General features: G+C 52.6%; 15 protein-coding genes and 1 pseudogene. 12 read left to right on the top strand and 4 right to left on the bottom strand.

Going from position 1 to position 18612, the window contains the following annotated elements; all coding sequences use genetic code 11:
- The first annotated feature begins 2 nt into the window (after window positions 1-2).
- Window positions 3-1289 carry a threonine synthase gene (gene thrC, locus JM656_RS18255; protein ID WP_192611002.1) on the top strand — a complete coding sequence of 429 codons (1287 nt, stop codon included), beginning with the start codon at window positions 3-5 and terminating at the stop codon, window positions 1287-1289.
- A 109-nt stretch (window positions 1290-1398) separates the two neighbouring features.
- Here thrC and yaaA read toward each other — a convergent pair whose 3' ends face one another.
- Window positions 1399-2172, bottom strand: a complete 774-nt coding sequence (gene yaaA / locus JM656_RS18250) for a peroxide stress protein YaaA (protein WP_203358986.1) — start codon at window positions 2170-2172, stop codon at window positions 1399-1401.
- 69 nt (window positions 2173-2241) lie between these two features.
- The gene (locus tag JM656_RS18245) at window positions 2242-3687 is read right to left on the bottom strand and encodes a sodium:alanine symporter family protein (RefSeq protein WP_203358985.1); all 1446 of its coding nucleotides are present in this window, start codon (window positions 3685-3687) and stop codon (window positions 2242-2244) included.
- A 272-nt stretch (window positions 3688-3959) separates the two neighbouring features.
- On the opposite strand from JM656_RS18245, the gene tal reads away from it, so the two are divergent.
- The 3 genes from tal (at window position 3960) to JM656_RS18230 (ending at window position 7043) form a co-directional block, all read left to right on the top strand.
- Window positions 3960-4913 (top strand): transaldolase, encoded by a 954-nt coding sequence (gene tal, locus JM656_RS18240; protein WP_203358984.1) that lies wholly within the window; start codon window positions 3960-3962, stop codon window positions 4911-4913.
- Between the two features lie 111 nt (window positions 4914-5024).
- Window positions 5025-5612, top strand: a complete 588-nt coding sequence (mog, locus tag JM656_RS18235; protein ID WP_203358983.1) for a molybdopterin adenylyltransferase — start codon at window positions 5025-5027, stop codon at window positions 5610-5612.
- A gap of 123 nt (window positions 5613-5735) precedes the next feature.
- Entirely contained in the window at window positions 5736-7043 is a 1308-nt protein-coding gene (locus JM656_RS18230) for an MFS transporter (RefSeq protein WP_203358982.1), read from the top strand.
- Between the two features lie 34 nt (window positions 7044-7077).
- On the opposite strand, the gene satP is transcribed toward JM656_RS18230, so the two are convergent.
- The gene (gene satP / locus JM656_RS18225) at window positions 7078-7644 is read right to left on the bottom strand and encodes an acetate uptake transporter (protein WP_203358981.1); all 567 of its coding nucleotides are present in this window, start codon (window positions 7642-7644) and stop codon (window positions 7078-7080) included.
- Window positions 7645-8176: 532 nt separating this feature from the next.
- On the opposite strand from satP, the gene dnaK reads away from it, so the two are divergent.
- From dnaK to nhaR, 4 genes are all read left to right on the top strand, one after another.
- Entirely contained in the window at window positions 8177-10093 is a 1917-nt protein-coding gene (gene dnaK, locus JM656_RS18220; RefSeq protein ID WP_192611009.1) for a molecular chaperone DnaK, read from the top strand.
- An 86-nt stretch (window positions 10094-10179) separates the two neighbouring features.
- Entirely contained in the window at window positions 10180-11313 is a 1134-nt protein-coding gene (gene dnaJ / locus JM656_RS18215) for a molecular chaperone DnaJ (RefSeq protein WP_203358980.1), read from the top strand.
- A 205-nt stretch (window positions 11314-11518) separates the two neighbouring features.
- Entirely contained in the window at window positions 11519-12685 is a 1167-nt protein-coding gene (gene nhaA / locus JM656_RS18210) for a Na+/H+ antiporter NhaA (RefSeq protein ID WP_203358979.1), read from the top strand.
- 68 nt (window positions 12686-12753) lie between these two features.
- Window positions 12754-13653: a transcriptional activator NhaR gene (nhaR, locus tag JM656_RS18205; protein WP_203361322.1), complete on the top strand. Its 900-nt coding sequence runs from the start codon at window positions 12754-12756 to the stop codon at window positions 13651-13653.
- 73 nt (window positions 13654-13726) lie between these two features.
- Here nhaR and rpsT read toward each other — a convergent pair whose 3' ends face one another.
- Window positions 13727-13990, bottom strand: coding sequence for a 30S ribosomal protein S20 (gene rpsT / locus JM656_RS18200; protein ID WP_003018940.1), 264 nt, complete (start codon window positions 13988-13990; stop codon window positions 13727-13729).
- Between the two features lie 105 nt (window positions 13991-14095).
- On the opposite strand from rpsT, the pseudogene JM656_RS22365 reads away from it, so the two are divergent.
- The 4 genes and pseudogenes from JM656_RS22365 (at window position 14096) to lspA (ending at window position 18602) form a co-directional block, all read left to right on the top strand.
- Window positions 14096-14310, top strand: a pseudogene (locus JM656_RS22365) (DUF2575 domain-containing protein).
- Between the two features lie 7 nt (window positions 14311-14317).
- Window positions 14318-15256: a bifunctional riboflavin kinase/FAD synthetase gene (gene ribF / locus JM656_RS18195; RefSeq protein WP_203358978.1), complete on the top strand. Its 939-nt coding sequence runs from the start codon at window positions 14318-14320 to the stop codon at window positions 15254-15256.
- 32 nt (window positions 15257-15288) lie between these two features.
- On the top strand, window positions 15289-18105 hold the full coding sequence (gene ileS / locus JM656_RS18190; protein ID WP_203358977.1) for an isoleucine--tRNA ligase: 2817 nt from the start codon (window positions 15289-15291) through the stop codon (window positions 18103-18105).
- A complete protein-coding gene (gene lspA, locus JM656_RS18185; protein ID WP_203358976.1) occupies window positions 18105-18602 on the top strand; it encodes a signal peptidase II in 498 nt (165 codons plus the stop codon). The genes ileS and lspA overlap by 1 nt, the downstream gene beginning before the upstream one ends.
- The last annotated feature ends 10 nt before the right edge of the window (window positions 18603-18612 follow it).

Genomic DNA, 18612 nt, shown 5'->3' with positions numbered 1-18612 from the left:
CAATGAAACTCTACAATTTAAAAGATCACAATGAACAGGTCAGCTTTGCACAGGCCGTCACGCAGGGACTGGGCAAAAATCAGGGGTTATTCTTTCCACACGAGCTCCCGGAATTTAGCCTGACCGAGATCGATGAGATGCTGAACCAGGACTTCGTTGTCCGCAGCGCTAAGATCCTCTCTGCATTCATAGGAGATGAGATCCCGCAGGAGATCCTTGAAGAGCGTGTACGCTCCGCGTTTGCGTTCCCGGCACCGGTGGCGCAGGTAGAAAGCGATGTCGGCTGTCTGGAGTTGTTTCATGGACCCACGCTGGCATTTAAAGATTTCGGCGGGCGTTTTATGGCGCAGATGCTGACACATATCAGCGGCGATAAACCGGTCACCATCCTGACGGCGACCTCCGGCGATACCGGTGCGGCAGTGGCTCACGCTTTCTATGGCCTGAAAAATGTGCGTGTCGTTATCCTCTACCCGCGCGGTAAGATAAGCCCATTACAGGAAAAACTGTTTTGTACGCTTGGCGGCAATATTGAAACCGTGGCAATCGACGGGGATTTTGATGCCTGCCAGGCTCTGGTGAAGCAGGCGTTTGATGATGAAGCGCTGAAGCAGGCGCTGGGTCTGAACTCGGCCAACTCCATTAACATTAGCCGTCTGTTAGCGCAGATTTGTTACTACTTCGAAGCGGTTGCGCAGCTGCCGCAAGAGGCTCGTAATCAGCTGGTGGTTTCCGTTCCTAGCGGCAACTTTGGCGATCTGACCGCCGGCCTGCTGGCGAAATCGCTCGGTCTGCCGGTGAAGCGTTTTATCGCCGCCACCAACGTGAATGACACCGTACCGCGCTTCCTGCATGACGGGCAGTGGGCACCTAAGACAACGCAGGCGACTTTGTCGAATGCCATGGATGTTAGTCAGCCAAATAACTGGCCGCGTGTGGAGGAGTTGTTCCGCCGTAAGATCTGGCGTCTGAATGAACTGGGTTACGCGGCGGTGGACGACGCGACGACGCAAGAGACGATGCGTGAGTTAAAAGCGGTGGGTTACACTTCAGAACCGCATGCGGCAGTTGCCTATCGTGCGTTGCGCGATCAATTGCATCCTGGCGAGTATGGCCTGTTCCTGGGAACCGCGCATCCGGCAAAATTTAAAGAGAGCGTGGAAGCTATTCTCGGCGAAACGTTGGATCTGCCAAAAGAGTTGGCGGACCGCGCCGATCTGCCGCTGCTTTCTCATCATCTGCCCGCCGATTTCGCGGCGCTACGTCAGCTGATGATGACGCGCAGCTAGTTACTTTACTGTGCCGGATGGCGACGCGAAAGCGTCTTCTCCGGCCTGCGGAACAGTCGTTATGTTTTGTAGGCCGGATAAGGCATAGCCGCCATCCGGCACGCTTCAATTACTGCTCATGACGTTTAAACACCAGTTCACCCTGTCCTGATGCTTCCTCATCAAAGAAATAGCCTTCGCTGTTAAAGCCGGTGAGCTGCTCCGGCGTCGTCAGGCGATTTTCAATAATGTAGCGACTCATCAGACCGCGCGCTTTTTTGGCGTAGAAGCTTATGACCTTGAACTTGCCGTTTTTCTCATCGAGGAAAACCGGTTTGATAAGCTCGGCGTTCAGTTTCTTCGGCTTCACGGATTTAAAGTATTCGTCTGACGCAAGGTTGATGACAACCTGATCCCCTTGTGCTTTCAGGGCTTCATTGAGCTTTTCAGTGATCGTATCGCCCCAGAATTGGTAGAGGTCTTTCCCTTTCGCGTTTTCAAGGCGAATCCCCATTTCCAGACGATAAGGTTGCATTAAATCCAGCGGGCGCAAGACGCCATACAAACCGGAGAGCATGCGTAAATGTTGCTGGGCGAAGTCAAAATCCGCGTCGCTGAAGGTTTCCGCGCGCAGTCCGGTGTAGACATCGCCCTTGAACGCAAGAATAGCCTGACGTGCATTCTCGGGGGAAAAGTTGGGTTGCCAGTCGTGAAATCGGGTGGCATTGAGGTCGGCCAGCTTGTCGCTTACTCCCATCAGTTTACCAATCTGCGGTGCAGAGAGTTTACGCGCCTCGTGGATAAGCTGCTGGGAGTGATCCAGCAGCTCGGGCAGGGTATGACGCGTAGTCGCCAGCGGGCTCTGATAATCGAGCGTTTTTGCAGGTGAAATGAGAATCAGCATATCCAGTCCTTGCGGGAAATTTACTGCGACTTTAGCAAAAAAAACGACAGAATTGATCGATGGCTGCGATTACCTTATGTCATCCCGCTCACGAGGCGCGTCTTCCCAGCTCCCCGGCGCCAGCTGTTGGCCGATATCAGGATAACGAAGCGGATCAAAGACGGGTCGTACGCCGAGTTTGCGCTGACGCAGGTAATCTCCCGCCAGGGTATACACCACCGGAGAGAGTAACAGTATTGCGGTCAGGTTGGTGATCGCCATGCAGGCCATAATAATGTCGGCCAGTTGCCATACAACCGGCAGACTCAGCAGCGTTCCCAGAACAACCATACAGACGGTGGTTATACGCAATATCCAGACATTTCGGCCGTTGTCCAACTGAAGAAAAATCAGGTTGTTTTCGGCGTAAATATAGTTGGCGACGATCGAGCTGAAGGCAAACAGCACCACAATCAACGCAACGAATCCTGCTCCCCATTCTCCGGTCAATGAGGTCATTGCCCGCTGAACAAGCTGAATACCTTCGGTCGGCATATAGGCGGTGCCGTGGTCGGCCAGTAAAATGATCATGGCGCTGGCCGTACAAATAATCACCGTGTCGGTAAACACACCGATCATTTGCACAATGCCCTGCGCGGCAGGATGGGGAGGCCATGATGCTGCCGCCGCTGCGGCGTTAGGCGTGGACCCCATACCGGCTTCATTCGAGAACATGCCACGTTGAAATCCACTGGTGATGGCCTGACTGAGCGTATAGCCAGCGACGCCTGCCGTCGCTTCCTGCCAGCCCAAGGCACTTTTCACGATGGCGATAATGATGCCGGGGAGTTGGTCGATATGCCAGACACAGATCGCCACACTGGCGGTCAGCCACAGCAGGGCCATCACGGGGACAAACCACTGCATGATCCGTGCGACACCTTTGATCCCGCGAACGATCACCAGCAATGCCAGAGACGCCAGCGCCAGACCGGAATAGAGGGGAGGTATATCAAAGGCAAAATTCAGTGCTCGCGCGACAGAGTTCGCCTGGACACTGTTAAAAATAATACCGTAAGCAATGAGTAAGAAGACGGCAAAGATAACGCCCATCCAACGCATGCCGAGCCCTCGCGCCATATACCACGCCGGACCGCCGCGAAACTGGCCTTTGCTGTCGCGTTCTTTATAGAGTTGGGCGAGCGAGCACTCAGCAAAGGATGTTGCCATACCTATCAGCGCTGACATCCACATCCAGAATACCGCACCGGGGCCGCCTGCGGTGATCGCGACGGCGACGCCCGCTAAATTGCCGCTGCCAACACGGGCGGCAAGGCTGGTGCAGAGTGCCTGAAATGACGTTAAGCCGCCGGGTTGTGGGGTAAGGCTATTTTTCAGACTTTTGCCAAACTGGCGAATATAGCGAAATTGAACGAACCCGGTACGGTAAGTGAACCAACACCCTGCGCCAAAGAGCAGGTAGATCATTACCGATCCCCAAAGTACGTCATTAATAAATGATAAAAAATCAGGCATTAACATCCCTCTTGTTGATGCCGGTACGCTTCTGTTTTCCTGTGTAAGCGTTACCAATTCATATGCAGTATATACCCTGCAAGATGATTCATAACAGAATCGTATAATACACAAGAGCGTGGTCAGTAATGCCGTGCAGGGTCAATGTCGCGTTAAAAACCGCATCGGGCGGATAACCGCATTGTCTTCGGTTGCGATGTCAGTACGTCGTGTTATCATCAGGGCAGACCGGTTACATCCCCCTAACAAGCTGTTTAAAGAGAAACACTATCATGACGGACAAATTGACCTCCCTTCGTCAGTTCACTACCGTGGTGGCTGACACCGGAGACATCGCGGCAATGAAGCTGTACCAGCCGCAGGATGCCACAACTAACCCTTCTCTCATTCTGAATGCAGCGCAGATCCCGGAATACCGTAAACTGATTGACGACGCTGTTGCCTGGGCTAAACAGCAGAGTAACGATCGCGCACAGCAAGTGGTTGATGCAACTGACAAGCTGGCGGTGAACATTGGTCTGGAGATCCTGAAACTGGTCCCTGGCCGTATCTCTACCGAAGTTGACGCGCGTCTGTCTTACGACACCGAAGCGTCTATCGCGAAAGCGAAACGTCTGATCAAACTCTACAACGATGCGGGTATCAGCAACGATCGTATTCTGATCAAACTGGCTTCCACCTGGCAGGGCATTCGTGCTGCTGAGCAGCTGGAAAAAGAAGGCATCAACTGTAACCTGACGCTGCTGTTCTCCTTCGCGCAGGCGCGTGCATGTGCAGAAGCAGGCGTGTACCTGATTTCTCCGTTCGTAGGTCGTATTCTTGACTGGTATAAAACCAATACCGACAAGAAAGAGTATGCACCGGATGAAGATCCGGGCGTGGTTTCCGTGACGGAAATCTACGAGTACTACAAACAGCACGGCTACGAAACAGTGGTGATGGGCGCAAGCTTCCGCAACATGGGTGAGATTCTGGAGCTGGCGGGTTGCGATCGTCTGACTATCGCGCCTGCATTGCTGAAAGAACTGGCTGAAAGCGAAGGCGCTGTTGAGCGCAAACTGTCCTTCTCTGGCGAAGTGAAAGCACGTCCGGAACGCATCACTGAGTCTGAATTCCTGTGGCAGCACAACCAGGATCCGATGGCTGTAGACAAACTGGCGGACGGTATCCGTAAGTTTGCTGTAGACCAGGGTAAACTGGAAAAAATGATCGGCGACCTGCTGTAATCATTTTTAGCGTGGCCCTGATACGGGTCACGCTAACCCCTCTGAAACCTGTCTGTCTGTCCCTTCGCAGTGTATCATTCTGTTTAACGAGACTGTTTAAACGGAATAATCATGAACACCTTACGTATTGGCTTAGTTTCCATCTCAGACCGCGCCTCCAGCGGTGTTTATCAGGACAAAGGTATCCCGGCTCTGGAAGAGTGGCTGGCGGCCGCCCTGACGACCCCTTTTGAAGTAGAAACCCGACTGATACCGGATGAACAGGCGATTATTGAACAAACGCTGTGTGAACTGGTCGACGAGATGAGTTGTCACCTGGTACTGACGACCGGCGGAACCGGGCCTGCGCGCCGCGATGTTACGCCGGATGCGACGCTGGCCGTCGCTGACCGGGAAATGCCCGGCTTTGGCGAACAGATGCGCCAGATCAGTCTGCACTTTGTGCCAACGGCAATTCTCTCTCGCCAGGTGGGCGTCATTCGCAAACAGGCGCTGATCCTCAATTTGCCGGGACAACCTAAATCCATCAAAGAAACGCTGGAAGGGGTGAAAGATGCGGACGGCAAAGCGCTGGTGGCGGGGATATTTGCCAGTGTACCGTATTGTATACAGCTGCTGGATGGCCCGTATGTGGAAACTGCACCCGACGTGGTAGCATCATTCCGCCCGAAAAGCGCCATCCGCGATACAAACGCCTGAAGTTAACCGTTTCGTGACATAAGCGGTGAAGTGAGTGGAGTATTGAATTGTTTACGATATAGTAATTTTTAATTTACATATCGCTTAACCCAATCAATAACTCCACTTTACTCATGGTTTGCTATGTCACAACACACACGACCTCTGAATCGTCAGGATTATAAAACCCTTACGCTGGCCGCTCTCGGTGGTGCGCTCGAGTTTTATGACTTCATTATTTTTGTCTTCTTCGCGGCTGTCGTTGGCGAGCTGTTTTTCCCTGCTGATATCCCGGAATGGCTCCGCCAGGTGCAGACCTTTGGCATTTTTGCTGCTGGGTATCTGGCGCGTCCACTGGGAGGCATCATCATGGCGCACTTTGGCGACATGGTGGGGCGTAAGAAAATGTTCACCCTGAGCATTTTGTTGATGGCCGTGCCGACGCTGGCGATAGGTCTGTTACCTACCTTTTCCTCCCTGGGGATTCTGGCGCCGTTGCTGCTGTTACTGATGCGCATTTTGCAGGGAGCGGCCATTGGCGGTGAAGTCCCCGGCGCGTGGGTGTTTGTGGCGGAACATGTTCCTGAACGTCGGATAGGGATCGCCTGCGGTACGCTGACCGCGGGATTGACGGTAGGGATCCTGCTCGGCTCTGTCGTTGCTACGCTGATTAACACCAGCATGACTCAACAGGCAGTTCACGATTATGGCTGGCGTATCCCTTTCCTGCTCGGGGGCGTTTTCGGCTTTGTGGCGATGTATTTACGCCGCTGGTTGCAGGAAACACCCATCTTCCTCGAGATGCAGCAGCGTAAAGCGTTGGCGCAGGAACTTCCGGTAAAATCTGTTGTGGTTAATCACCGAAAAGCGGTGGTTGTCTCGATGCTGCTGACTTGGCTTTTGTCGGCAGGTATTGTGGTGGTGATTTTGATGTCGCCAGTCTGGCTGCAAAAACAATACGGCTTTGCGCCAGCGCTGACCCTACAGGCAAACAGCATCGCAACCATCATGCTGTGTGTGGGATGTTTGCTGGCTGGACTGGCCGCCGATCGTTTTGGCGCCAGTAAGACCTTCATTGTGGGAAGCCTGCTGTTGGCGTGCTCGAGCTGGTTCTTCTATCACTTATCAGGCGCGCATCCGGAGCAGCTATTCTTTCTTTACGGCGTTGTCGGGCTGTGTGTCGGTGTAGTAGGGGCGGTGCCCTATGTCATGGTCAGAGCCTTTCCGGCGGAGGTTCGCTTCACCGGCATTTCATTTTCTTACAATGTCTCGTATGCGATTTTCGGGGGACTGACGCCGATTTTCGTTACCGTGCTGATGGGCATTTCGCCGATGGCACCTGCCTGGTATGTGCTGGCGTTATCTCTGATAGGATTGGGATTAGGAATGTGGCTGCGTCAGGATATTTATTACCGCGACATCCATGATGAGGCAAAACTGCAGCAAGAGTAAAAAATATCCCCCCGGTCGGGGGGATATTAAAAAATTAGTGCGCTTCACCGATAGGGAGAATGGTGCGGCCAAACTGCTCGTTCAGCACTTCGCCCATGGCCAGATAGATGGCGCTGGAGCCGCAAACTAAGCCCACCCAGCCTGCAAAGTGGATCACCGCTGCATTGCCGCCGATGTTGCCGACAGCCAGCAGGGCAAACAGCACTGTCAGACTCAGGAAGACAAACTGCAGTGCACGGTTAGCCTTCAGCGTACCGATGAACATGAACAGCGTGAACACGCCCCACAGTCCCAAATACACGCCCAGGAACTGCGTATTGGGTGCATCTGTCAGACCCATTTTCGGCATTAACAGGATCGCGACCAGCGTCAGCCAGAAGGAGCCGTAAGAGGTGAATGCGGTTAAGCCGAAGGTGTTGCCTTTCTTGTATTCCAGCAGGCCGGCAAAGATCTGCGCGATACCGCCGTAGAAAATTCCCATCGCGAGAATAATACCGTCAAGCGCAAATAAACCCACGTTATGCAGGTTAAGCAGAATGGTGGTCATGCCGAAACCCATCAGGCCCAGCGGTGCCGGATTAGCCAACTTAGTGTTGCCCATAATTCCTCAAAATCATCATTGATTGAATGGTGAAATAGTTCCCCCGATAAAGCAGTATCAGTTCGGGGCGCGGCATAATAATCATGGGGATGGGGGCTGTCTATGATCTACCAGGGGTAAAATGAAGTTTTTTTACTCAAGTGCGCGTTTTACTTTTGAGTGACGCCGATCACACAGCGTCTACACCGTTTATGCCGCGCTTTTTGGTTCTCCAACAAGAGACAGTGGCGCTGCGCTTTTCGTAAAGGTTCTGTCTGGATTTCGGTCTTATGAAGGTGCCAGAAGAGAGATAAAAGCACTTTTCAGGTCGGAGAACGGTCGTCCTATTATGCTTTTCTGGTGTTTATTTTCTCTTCGCGGTAAAAAAAATTTTCGTGCCCCCCTTGATGACGTGGGTTACGACCCCATCTTGTAGTCAACCGCAGTGAGTGAGTCTGAAAAAAAACGATTCAGGGTAGTTGAAACCGCACGTTTCGCCCTTATTACAGATTCACAACCACATGATGACCGAATTTTTAGTGGAGACGTTTAGATGGGTAAAATTATTGGTATCGACCTGGGTACTACCAACTCTTGTGTAGCGATTATGGATGGCACTACTGCACGTGTGCTGGAGAATGCCGAGGGCGATCGCACCACGCCTTCTATCATTGCTTATACCCAGGATGGTGAAACTCTGGTTGGTCAGCCGGCTAAACGTCAGGCAGTGACAAACCCGCAAAACACCCTGTTTGCGATTAAACGCCTGATTGGCCGCCGCTTCCAGGACGAAGAAGTACAGCGTGATGAAGCCATCATGCCGTACAAAATCATCGGTGCTGACAACGGTGATGCATGGATTGATGTAAAAGGTCAGAAAATGGCACCGCCGCAGATCTCTGCTGAAGTGCTGAAGAAAATGAAGAAAACGGCGGAAGATTATCTGGGCGAGCCAGTAACTGAAGCGGTTATCACTGTACCTGCTTACTTCAACGATGCTCAGCGTCAGGCAACCAAAGATGCCGGTCGTATCGCAGGTCTGGAAGTCAAACGTATCATTAACGAACCGACTGCAGCAGCGCTGGCTTACGGCCTGGATAAAGAAGTCGGTAACCGTACTATCGCGGTCTATGACCTCGGTGGGGGTACTTTCGATATCTCTATTATCGAAATCGACGAAGTTGACGGCGAAAAAACCTTCGAAGTTCTGGCAACCAACGGTGATACCCACCTGGGTGGTGAAGACTTCGACAGCCGTATGATCAACTACCTGGTTGACGAATTTAAGAAAGATCAGGGCATTGACCTGCGTAATGACCCGCTGGCAATGCAGCGCCTGAAAGAAGCCGCAGAAAAGGCGAAAATCGAACTGTCTTCTGCGCAGCAGACCGACGTGAACCTGCCGTACATCACTGCAGACGCGACCGGTCCGAAACACATGAACATCAAAGTGACCCGTGCGAAACTGGAAAGCCTGGTAGAAGACCTGGTGAACCGTTCCATCGAGCCACTGAAAGTTGCTCTGCAGGATGCTGGTCTGTCTGTTTCTGACGTTCAGGATGTTATCCTGGTCGGCGGTCAGACGCGTATGCCGATGGTGCAGAAGAAAGTTGCTGAGTTCTTCGGTAAAGAACCGCGTAAAGACGTTAACCCGGACGAAGCTGTTGCAATCGGTGCAGCTGTTCAGGGTGGTGTACTGACCGGTGATGTGAAAGACGTACTGCTGCTGGACGTTACCCCGCTGTCTCTGGGTATCGAAACCATGGGCGGCGTGATGACGGCGCTGATCAGCAAAAACACCACCATCCCGACCAAGCACAGCCAGGTGTTCTCTACCGCTGAAGACAACCAGTCTGCGGTAACCATCCATGTGCTGCAGGGTGAACGTAAACGTGCCGCTGATAACAAAGATCTGGGTCAGTTTAACCTGGATGGCATCAGCCCGGCACCGCGCGGTATGCCGCAGATCGAAGTGACCTTCGATATTGATGCCGATGGTATCCTGCACGTTTCCGCGAAAGACAAAAACAGCGGTAAAGAGCAGAAGATCACCATCAAGGCTTCTTCTGGTCTGAACGAAGAAGAAATTCAGAAAATGGTTCGCGAAGCAGAAGCGAACGCAGAATCTGACCGTAAGTTTGAAGAGCTGGTTCAGACCCGTAACCAGGGTGACCATCTGCTGCACAGCACCCGTAAGCAGGTTGAAGAAGCAGGCGATAAACTGCCAGCTGACGACAAAACTGCCATCGAGTCTGCTCTGACTGCGCTGGAAACATCTTTGAAAGGTGAAGACAAAGCAGACATCGAAGCGAAAATGCAGGCACTGGCTCAGGTTTCCCAGAAACTGATGGAAATCGCCCAGCAGCAGCATGCACAGCAGCAGGCTGGTTCAGCTGATGCTTCTGCAAACAACGCGAAAGATGACGATGTTGTCGACGCTGAGTTTGAAGAAGTGAAAGACAAAAAATAATCGCCCTTTGATTGGGTAATTACTGACACGGGCGAAGAGGTTTTCCTCTCCGCCCGTTTATGCATGTTAAGGGCAGATAAAAAGAGATGGCTAAGCAAGACTATTACGAGATTTTAGGCGTTTCCAAAACAGCGGAAGAGCGTGAAATCAAAAAGGCCTACAAGCGCCTGGCCATGAAATTTCACCCGGACCGTAACCAGGGTGATAAAGAGGCCGAAGCCAAATTCAAAGAGATCAAAGAAGCCTACGAGATCCTGACCGATGCACAAAAACGCGCGGCTTACGATCAGTACGGCCATGCTGCGTTTGAGCAAGGCGGTATGGGCGGCGGCGGCGGTTTTGGCGGCGGGGCTGACTTCAGCGATATCTTTGGTGACGTGTTTGGCGATATCTTTGGCGGCGGTCGTGGCCGTCAGCGCGCTTCACGTGGTGCTGATTTACGTTACAACATGGATCTCACTCTGGAAGAAGCCGTGCGTGGCGTCACCAAAGAGATCCGCATCCCGACGCTGGAAGAGTGTGATATTTGCCACGGCAGCGGCGCGAAATCAGGTACCAAGCCGCAGACCTGTCCAACCTGTCACGGTTCTGGCCAGGTACAGATGCGTCAGGGCTTTTTCGCTGTACAGCAGACCTGTCCGCATTGTCAGGGCCGCGGTACGCTGATCAAAGATCCGTGCAACAAATGCCACGGTCACGGTCGCGTTGAGAAAAGCAAAACGCTGTCCGTTAAAATCCCGGCAGGCGTGGATACGGGCGATCGCATTCGTCTTTCTGGTGAAGGTGAAGCCGGTGAGCATGGCGCGCCAGCAGGCGATCTGTACGTTCAGGTGCAGGTAAAACAGCACCCTATTTTCGAACGTGAAGGCAACAACCTGTACTGTGAAGTGCCAATCAACTTCGCAATGGCGGCGCTTGGCGGTGAGATTGAAGTCCCAACGCTGGATGGCCGCGTGAAGCTGAAGGTGCCTGGCGAAACACAGACCGGCAAATTGTTCCGCATGCGCGGTAAAGGCGTGAAGTCCGTACGCGGTGGCGCGCAGGGCGATTTACTCTGCCGTGTTGTCGTCGAAACGCCGGTTGGCCTGAATGACAAGCAGAAGCAACTGTTGAAAGATCTCCAGGACAGCTTTGGTGGACCAACGGGCGAGAAAAACAGCCCCCGTTCAAAAAGCTTTTTCGACGGCGTGAAAAAATTCTTTGATGATTTGACCCGCTAATTGCTTGCATGAGATCGGACAAGGGCCTGAGGTTGAGAAATCTCAGGCCTTTTTTATTAAACGTATTCATATAATTCGGCAAGGCGTAAGACTTTATTTCATCGTAAAAACCGAATTGTTTATCATAAATAATCTAATTTTAACGATCGATCATGCAGGTTAATATAGTAATTACGAAGTATTCACCTGATTGAGAGAATAAAAAGTGAAACATCTGCACCGTTTCTTTAGCAGCGATGCCTCTGGGGGCATCATTCTTATCATCGCCGCTGCGCTGGCTATGTTGATGGCGAACCTGGGATGGACCAGTGGCTGGTATCACGCATTTCTGGAAACACCGGTACAACTGCGGGTCGGCGCGTTAGAAATCAATAAAAACATGCTGTTGTGGATCAACGATGCACTGATGGCGGTGTTTTTCCTGTTGATCGGGCTTGAGGTCAAACGTGAACTTATGCAGGGGTCGCTGGCCAGTTTGCGTCAGGCGGCTTTCCCGATCATTGCCGCCATTGGGGGGATGATTGTCCCGGCCTTGCTCTATCTGGCGTTCAACTATGCGGATCCCATTACGCGTGAAGGGTGGGCCATTCCAGCCGCAACCGATATCGCGTTTGCTCTGGGTGTGCTGGCGCTGTTGGGGAGCCGTGTACCTCTGGCGCTGAAAATATTCCTGATGGCGCTGGCGATTATCGACGATCTGGGCGCGATTGTGATTATCGCGCTGTTCTACACCAGTGACCTTTCCGTGATGTCGTTAGGCGTTGCCGCGTTTGCGATTCTGGTGCTGGCCGTCCTGAATATGTGCGGGGTAAGGCGTACCGGTATTTATATTCTGGTGGGCATGGTGTTGTGGACGGCAGTGCTGAAGTCTGGAGTGCACGCAACGCTTGCTGGCGTGATTGTCGGCTTCTTCATTCCGCTCAAGGAGAAGCACGGTCGCTCTCCGGCCAAACGACTGGAGCACGTTTTGCATCCGTGGGTGGCGTATCTGATTCTGCCACTGTTCGCTTTTGCCAATGCTGGGGTCTCGTTACAGGGTGTGACGATGGACGGACTGACCTCCATGCTTCCGCTGGGGATTATTGCGGGTCTGTTAATCGGTAAACCGTTGGGTATCAGCGTGTTCTGCTGGTTGGCTCTGCGTCTCAAACTGGCGCAATTACCGGAAGGGACGAACTTCCAGCAGATTATGGCCGTCGGGATCTTGTGCGGTATCGGATTTACCATGTCGATTTTCATCGCCAGTCTGGCATTTGGAAATGTCGATCCTGAGCTGATTAACTGGGCAAAACTGGGAATTCTGATCGGATCGTTGTTGTCGGCGATTGTGGGTTATAGTTGGCTTCGTGCCCGCTTAAATACGCCTGTTTAACGGGCGTGGAATGACAAGGGAGCCAAATGCGGCTCCCTTTGCGACATTGTTCAGGGAGAGAAATGAGCATGCCCCATATTAATTACAACCATCTTTATTACTTCTGGCATGTCTATAAAGAAGGTTCTGTTGTTGGTGCAGCAGAGGCGCTGTATCTGACCCCACAAACTATTACCGGCCAGATTAAAGCCCTTGAAGAGCGTTTACAGGGAAAATTGTTCAAGCGGAAGGGGCGTGGCCTGGAGCCCAGCGAGTTAGGGGAATTGGTTTTTCGCTATGCGGATAAAATGTTCACGCTGAGCCAGGAGATGCTGGATATCGTGAATTACCGCAAAGAGTCAAACCTGCTGTTTGACGTTGGCGTGGCGGATGCGCTTTCCAAACGTCTGGTCAGCAGCGTGCTGGATGCCGCTGTGGCTGAGGGAGAACAGATCCACCTGCGGTGCTTTGAATCTACGCATGAGATGTTACTTGAACAACTGAGTCAGCATAAGCTGGATATGATCATCTCTGATTGCCCGATAGACTCCACGCAGCAGGAAGGACTCTTCTCTGTGAGGATTGGCGAATGCAGCGTCAGCTTCTGGTGTACTCATCCGCTCCCTGATAAACCGTTTCCTGCCTGTCTGGAGGAACGCCGGGTGTTGATTCCAGGGCGTCGTTCAATGCTGGGACGCAAATTGCTGAACTGGATTAACTCCCAGGGGCTAAACGTTGAGATTCTGGGTGAGTTTGATGATGCGGCGTTGATGAAGGCATTTGGCGCGACTCACAATGCGATCTTTGTGGCTCCAACGCTCTATGCGAATGATTTTTATGCAGACGATTCGATTGTTGAAATCGGGCGCGTAGAGAATGTCATGGAAGAGTACCATGCCATTTTTGCGGAGAGGATGATTCAACATCCTGCGGTACAACGAATTTGTCATGCGGACTACAGCACGCTTTTTGCTCCTGCGAGCAAGTAAAGCGAGTGTGCCGGACAGACATAAAAAAACCCGCTTGCGCGGGTTCTTTTACAAAGCTTCAACACTCAGGCGATTAAGCCAGTTTGTTGATTTGTGCAGTCAGGTTAGCTTTATGACGTGCAGCTTTGTTTTTGTGGATCAGACCTTTAGCAGCCTGACGGTCCACGATTGGTTGCATTTCGTTAAATGCTTTCAGTGCAGTAGCTTTGTCGCCAGCTTCGATAGCTGCGTATACTTTCTTGATGAAAGTACGCATCATAGAGCGACGGCTTGCGTTGTGCTTACGAGCCTTTTCAGACTGAACGGCGCGCTTCTTAGCTGATTTGATATTAGCCAAGGTCCAACTCCCAAATGTGTTCTATATGGACAATTCAAAGGCCGAGGAATATGCCCTCTTAGCCTTCTTTTGTCAATGGATTTGTGCAAATAAGCGCCGTTAATATTGCAGCACTCGTTGCGTAGTGATGGCGCAGGATTCTACCAGCTTGCGGACTGTGAATACAGCTTTTCCGCGATAAAAATTGAACAGGGCGGCCAGTTTTTTGTATTGATTTGGCCATAACAATGAAAACAAACCTCTTTATGTTTCGCTGCATCAATCGCCGGTTAACCTTGACCGCTGTACAAGGTATACTTTGGCGATTTTCACTGTTTTGAGCCAGACATGAAGCTGATACGCGGCATACATAATCTCAGTCAGGCCCCACATGGGTGTGTGCTGACCATTGGTAATTTCGACGGTGTGCACCGTGGCCATCGTGCATTGCTGCAGGGCTTGCAGGAAGAAGGGCGCAAGCGTGGTTTACCGGTAATGGTCATGATATTCGAGCCACAACCGCTGGAGCTGTTTGCGACTGAAAAGGCGCCTGCGCGTCTGACCCGCCTACGGGAAAAACTACGCTACCTGGCAGAGTGTGGCGTCGAATACGTGCTGTGCGTGCGTTTCGACCGGCGGTTTGCCGCGCTCACGGCGCAAATGTTTATCAGTGACCTGCTGGTAACGCGTCTCGGCGTACAATTTCTTGCCATTGGCGACGATTTCCGCTTTGGTGCTGGTCGCGAAGGCGATTTCTTGTTATTACAGAAAGCGGGCGCTGAGTATGGTTTTGACATCACCAGCACCCAGACGTTCTGTGAAGGTGGTGTGCGAATCAGCAGTACAGCGGTGCGCCAGGCGTTGGCAGATGACAACCTGTCGCTCGCTGAAAGTTTACTGGGACGCCCCTTTACCATCTCCGGGCGTGTTGTCCACGGCGATGAGTTAGGGCGCACCATCGGTTTTCCTACGGCGAATTTACCGCTACGTCGTCAGGTTTCCCCGGTTAAAGGGGTCTATGCGGTTGAAGTGATGGGCCTTGGCGACACGCCGTTACCCGGCGTCGCTAACATTGGTACTCGCCCAACGGTGGCGGGCGTGCGTCAACAGTTGGAAGTGCATCTGCTGGACGTTGCAATGGACCTCTACGGTCGCCATATAGATGTAATACTGCGTAAAAAGATACGCAATGAGCAGCGGTTCGCTTCTCTTGATGAGTTGAAAGCGCAGATCGCGCGTGATGAGTTAACGGCCCGCGAATTTTTTGGGCTATCAAACCCGGCGTAAGCCTACGTGAAAAATACGGAAACGAGAATCTGATGAGTGACTATAAATCAACCCTGAATTTGCCGGAAACAGGGTTCCCGATGCGTGGCGATCTCGCCAAACGCGAACCGGGAATGCTGGCGCGTTGGACTGATGATGACCTGTACGGCATCATTCGTGCGGCCAAAAAAGGCAAAAAAACCTTCATTCTGCATGATGGCCCTCCTTATGCGAATGGCAGTATTCATATTGGTCACTCAGTTAACAAGATTCTGAAAGACATTATCGTGAAGTCCAAAGGACTTACGGGATTTGACTCACCTTATGTTCCGGGCTGGGACTGTCATGGTTTGCCAATCGAACTGAAAGTTGAACAGGAATACGGTAAACCGGGCGAGAAGTTCACTGCGGCGGAGTTCCGTGCGAAGTGCCGTGAATATGCAGCGACGCAGGTCGACGGTCAGCGTAATGACTTTATCCGCCTGGGCGTGCTGGGTGACTGGTCGCATCCGTATCTGACCATGGACTTCAAAACCGAAGCCAACATCATTCGTGCGCTGGGTAAAATCATCGGTAACGGCCATCTGCACAAAGGCGCGAAGCCGGTGCACTGGTGCGTAGACTGCCGTTCCGCACTGGCGGAAGCAGAAGTTGAATATTACGACAAAACCTCTCCGTCTATCGACGTGGCTTTCCACGCCGCCTCTCAGGATGCCGTGAAAGCTAAATTCGGCGTCACTTCCGTGAACGGTCCGATTTCACTGGTTATCTGGACCACAACCCCGTGGACCCTGCCTGCTAACCGTGCGATTTCTCTGGCGGCTGATTTCGATTATGCGCTGGTACAGATTGACGATCAGGCGCTGATTCTGGCGAAAGATCTGGTTGAAGGCGTCATGCAGCGTATTGGCGCCGCAAACTACAGCATCCTTGGCACGGTAAAAGGTGCGGAACTGGAACTGTTGCGCTTTACCCATCCGTTTATGGGCTTCGACGTCCCGGCGATCCTTGGTGATCACGTGACGCTGGATGCCGGTACCGGGGCCGTTCATACCGCACCGGGCCACGGTCCTGACGACTATGTGATTGGTCAGAAATACGGTCTGGAAGTCGCTAACCCTGTTGGCCCGGATGGCACATATCTGCCGGGTACTTACCCGACGCTGGATGGTGTTAACGTATTCAAAGCAAACGATATTGTCGTTGCATTGCTGACTGAAAAAGGCGCACTGCTGCACGTAGAAAAAATGCAGCACAGCTATCCGTGCTGCTGGCGTCACAAGTCGCCGATCATCTTCCGTGCGACGCCGCAGTGGTTTGTCAGCATGGATCAGCAAGGCCTGCGCGCGCAGTCGCTGAAAGAGATTAAAGGCGTACAGTGGATCCCGGACTGGGGTCAGGCACGTATCGAATCTATGGTCGCGAACCGTCCTGACTGGTGTATCTCCCGTCAGCGTACTTGGGGTGTGCCGATGTCTCTGTTTGTTCACAAAGACACCGAAGAGCTGCATCCTCGCGCCATTGAACTGATGGAAGAAGTGGCGAAGCGCGTTGAAGTTGACGGCATTCAGGCCTGGTGGGATCTCGACCCGAAAGAGATTCTGGGCGATGACGCTGACCAGTATGTGAAAGTGCCGGATACGCTGGACGTCTGGTTTGACTCTGGCTCCACCCACTCTTCCGTGGTAGATGTGCGCCCTGAATTCTCCGGTCACGCTGCGGATATGTATCTGGAAGGTTCTGACCAGCATCGCGGCTGGTTCATGTCTTCTCTGATGATCTCCACTGCCATGAAAGGCAAAGCGCCATACCGCCAGGTACTGACCCACGGATTTACTGTGGATGGTCAGGGTCGCAAGATGTCTAAATCTATCGGTAATACCGTTTCTCCTCAGGATGTGATGAACAAACTGGGCGCGGATATCCTGCGTTTGTGGGTGGCATCTACCGATTATACCGGTGAGATGGCCGTTTCTGACGAAATCCTGAAGCGTGCTGCCGACAGCTATCGTCGTATCCGTAACACCGCGCGCTTCCTGCTGGCGAACCTGAACGGGTTCGATCCGGTGAAAGACATGGTGAAACCGGAAGAGATGGTCGTGTTGGACCGGTGGGCGGTTGGCTGTGCGCAAGCCGCACAGGAAGACATCCTGAAAGCGTATGAAGCCTACGACTTCCACGAAGTGGTACAACGCCTGATGCGTTTCTGCTCCGTTGAAATGGGCTCGTTCTACCTCGACATCATCAAAGATCGTCAGTACACCGCGAAATCAGACAGCGTGGCGCGTCGTAGCTGCCAGACTGCCCTGTATCACATTGCAGAAGCGCTGGTACGCTGGATGGCGCCGATCATGTCCTTCACGGCGGACGAAATCTGGGGCTACCTGCCGGGCTCCCGCGAGAAATACGTTTTCACCGGCGAGTGGTACACCGGCCTGTTTGGCCTGGCCGATGCCGAAGCCATGAACGACGCCTTCTGGGACGAACTGCTGAAAGTCCGTGGCGAAGTGAACAAAGTCATCGAACAGGCACGTGCGGACAAGAAAGTGGGCGGTTCTCTGGAAGCGGCGGTGACGCTGTATGCGGAACCTGAACTGGCTGCCAAACTGACCGCACTGGGCAACGAATTACGATTCGTCCTGTTGACCTCCGGTGCTGTTGTTGCGGAGTATGCAAGTGCGCCTGCTGACGCACAGCAGAGCGAACTGTTGAAAGGGCTGAAAGTCGCCCTGAGCAAAGCCGAGGGTGATAAGTGTCCGCGTTGCTGGCATTACACGACGGATGTCGGCCAGGTGGCGGAACACGCAGACATCTGCGGACGCTGTGTCAGCAATATCGCCGGTGATGGCGAACAACGTAAGTTTGCCTGATGAGTAAGCCTATCTGTTCAACTGGACTGCGCTGGCTGTGGCTGGTGGTGATCGTGCTGATTATCGATTTGGGCAGCAAATACCTGATCCTCCAGAATTTTGCTCTGGGGGATACGGTGTCGCTGTTCCCATCGCTTAATCTGCATTATGCGCGTAACTACGGCGCGGCGTTCAGTTTCCTTGCCGATAGTGGTGGCTGGCAGCGTTGGTTCTTCGCCGGTATTGCCATTGGTATCTGCGTGATCCTGATGGTGATGATGTATCGTGGAAAAGCTTCGCAAAAGCTGAATAACATTGCTTATGCGTTGATTATCGGTGGCGCGCTGGGCAATTTATTTGATCGTTTGTGGCATGGCTTCGTGGTCGATATGATCGACTTCTACGTCGGCAACTGGCACTTCGCGACGTTTAACCTCGCGGATACCGCAATTTGTGTCGGCGCGGCGATGATTGTGCTGGAAGGCTTTTTGCCTTCGAAAGAGAAAAAAGCCGCATAAAAAATGGCCG

Source organism: Citrobacter sp. R56 (assembly GCF_016811995.1).
Lineage (GTDB): Bacteria > Pseudomonadota > Gammaproteobacteria > Enterobacterales > Enterobacteriaceae > Citrobacter_D > Citrobacter_D enshiensis.
Note: the sequence above shows the minus strand (reverse complement) of the source record. Positions and strands in the feature narration are given on the sequence as shown.

What these genes read in the sequence shown, in the direction of transcription:
- tal (WP_203358984.1), top strand. Translation starts at nt 3,960, where the DNA reads ATGACGGACAAATTGACCTCCCTTCGTCAGTTCACTACCGTGGTGGCT.
- ribF (WP_203358978.1), top strand. Translation starts at nt 14,318, where the DNA reads ATGAAGCTGATACGCGGCATACATAATCTCAGTCAGGCCCCACATGGG.
- lspA (WP_203358976.1), top strand. Translation starts at nt 18,105, where the DNA reads ATGAGTAAGCCTATCTGTTCAACTGGACTGCGCTGGCTGTGGCTGGTG.
- mog (WP_203358983.1), top strand. Translation starts at nt 5,025, where the DNA reads ATGAACACCTTACGTATTGGCTTAGTTTCCATCTCAGACCGCGCCTCC.
- JM656_RS18230 (WP_203358982.1), top strand. Translation starts at nt 5,736, where the DNA reads ATGTCACAACACACACGACCTCTGAATCGTCAGGATTATAAAACCCTT.
- nhaR (WP_203361322.1), top strand. Translation starts at nt 12,754, where the DNA reads ATGCCCCATATTAATTACAACCATCTTTATTACTTCTGGCATGTCTAT.
- yaaA (WP_203358986.1), bottom strand. Translation starts at nt 2,172, where the DNA reads ATGCTGATTCTCATTTCACCTGCAAAAACGCTCGATTATCAGAGCCCG.
- thrC (WP_192611002.1), top strand. Translation starts at nt 3, where the DNA reads ATGAAACTCTACAATTTAAAAGATCACAATGAACAGGTCAGCTTTGCA.
- JM656_RS18245 (WP_203358985.1), bottom strand. Translation starts at nt 3,687, where the DNA reads ATGCCTGATTTTTTATCATTTATTAATGACGTACTTTGGGGATCGGTA.
- satP (WP_203358981.1), bottom strand. Translation starts at nt 7,644, where the DNA reads ATGGGCAACACTAAGTTGGCTAATCCGGCACCGCTGGGCCTGATGGGT.
- dnaK (WP_192611009.1), top strand. Translation starts at nt 8,177, where the DNA reads ATGGGTAAAATTATTGGTATCGACCTGGGTACTACCAACTCTTGTGTA.
- ileS (WP_203358977.1), top strand. Translation starts at nt 15,289, where the DNA reads ATGAGTGACTATAAATCAACCCTGAATTTGCCGGAAACAGGGTTCCCG.
- dnaJ (WP_203358980.1), top strand. Translation starts at nt 10,180, where the DNA reads ATGGCTAAGCAAGACTATTACGAGATTTTAGGCGTTTCCAAAACAGCG.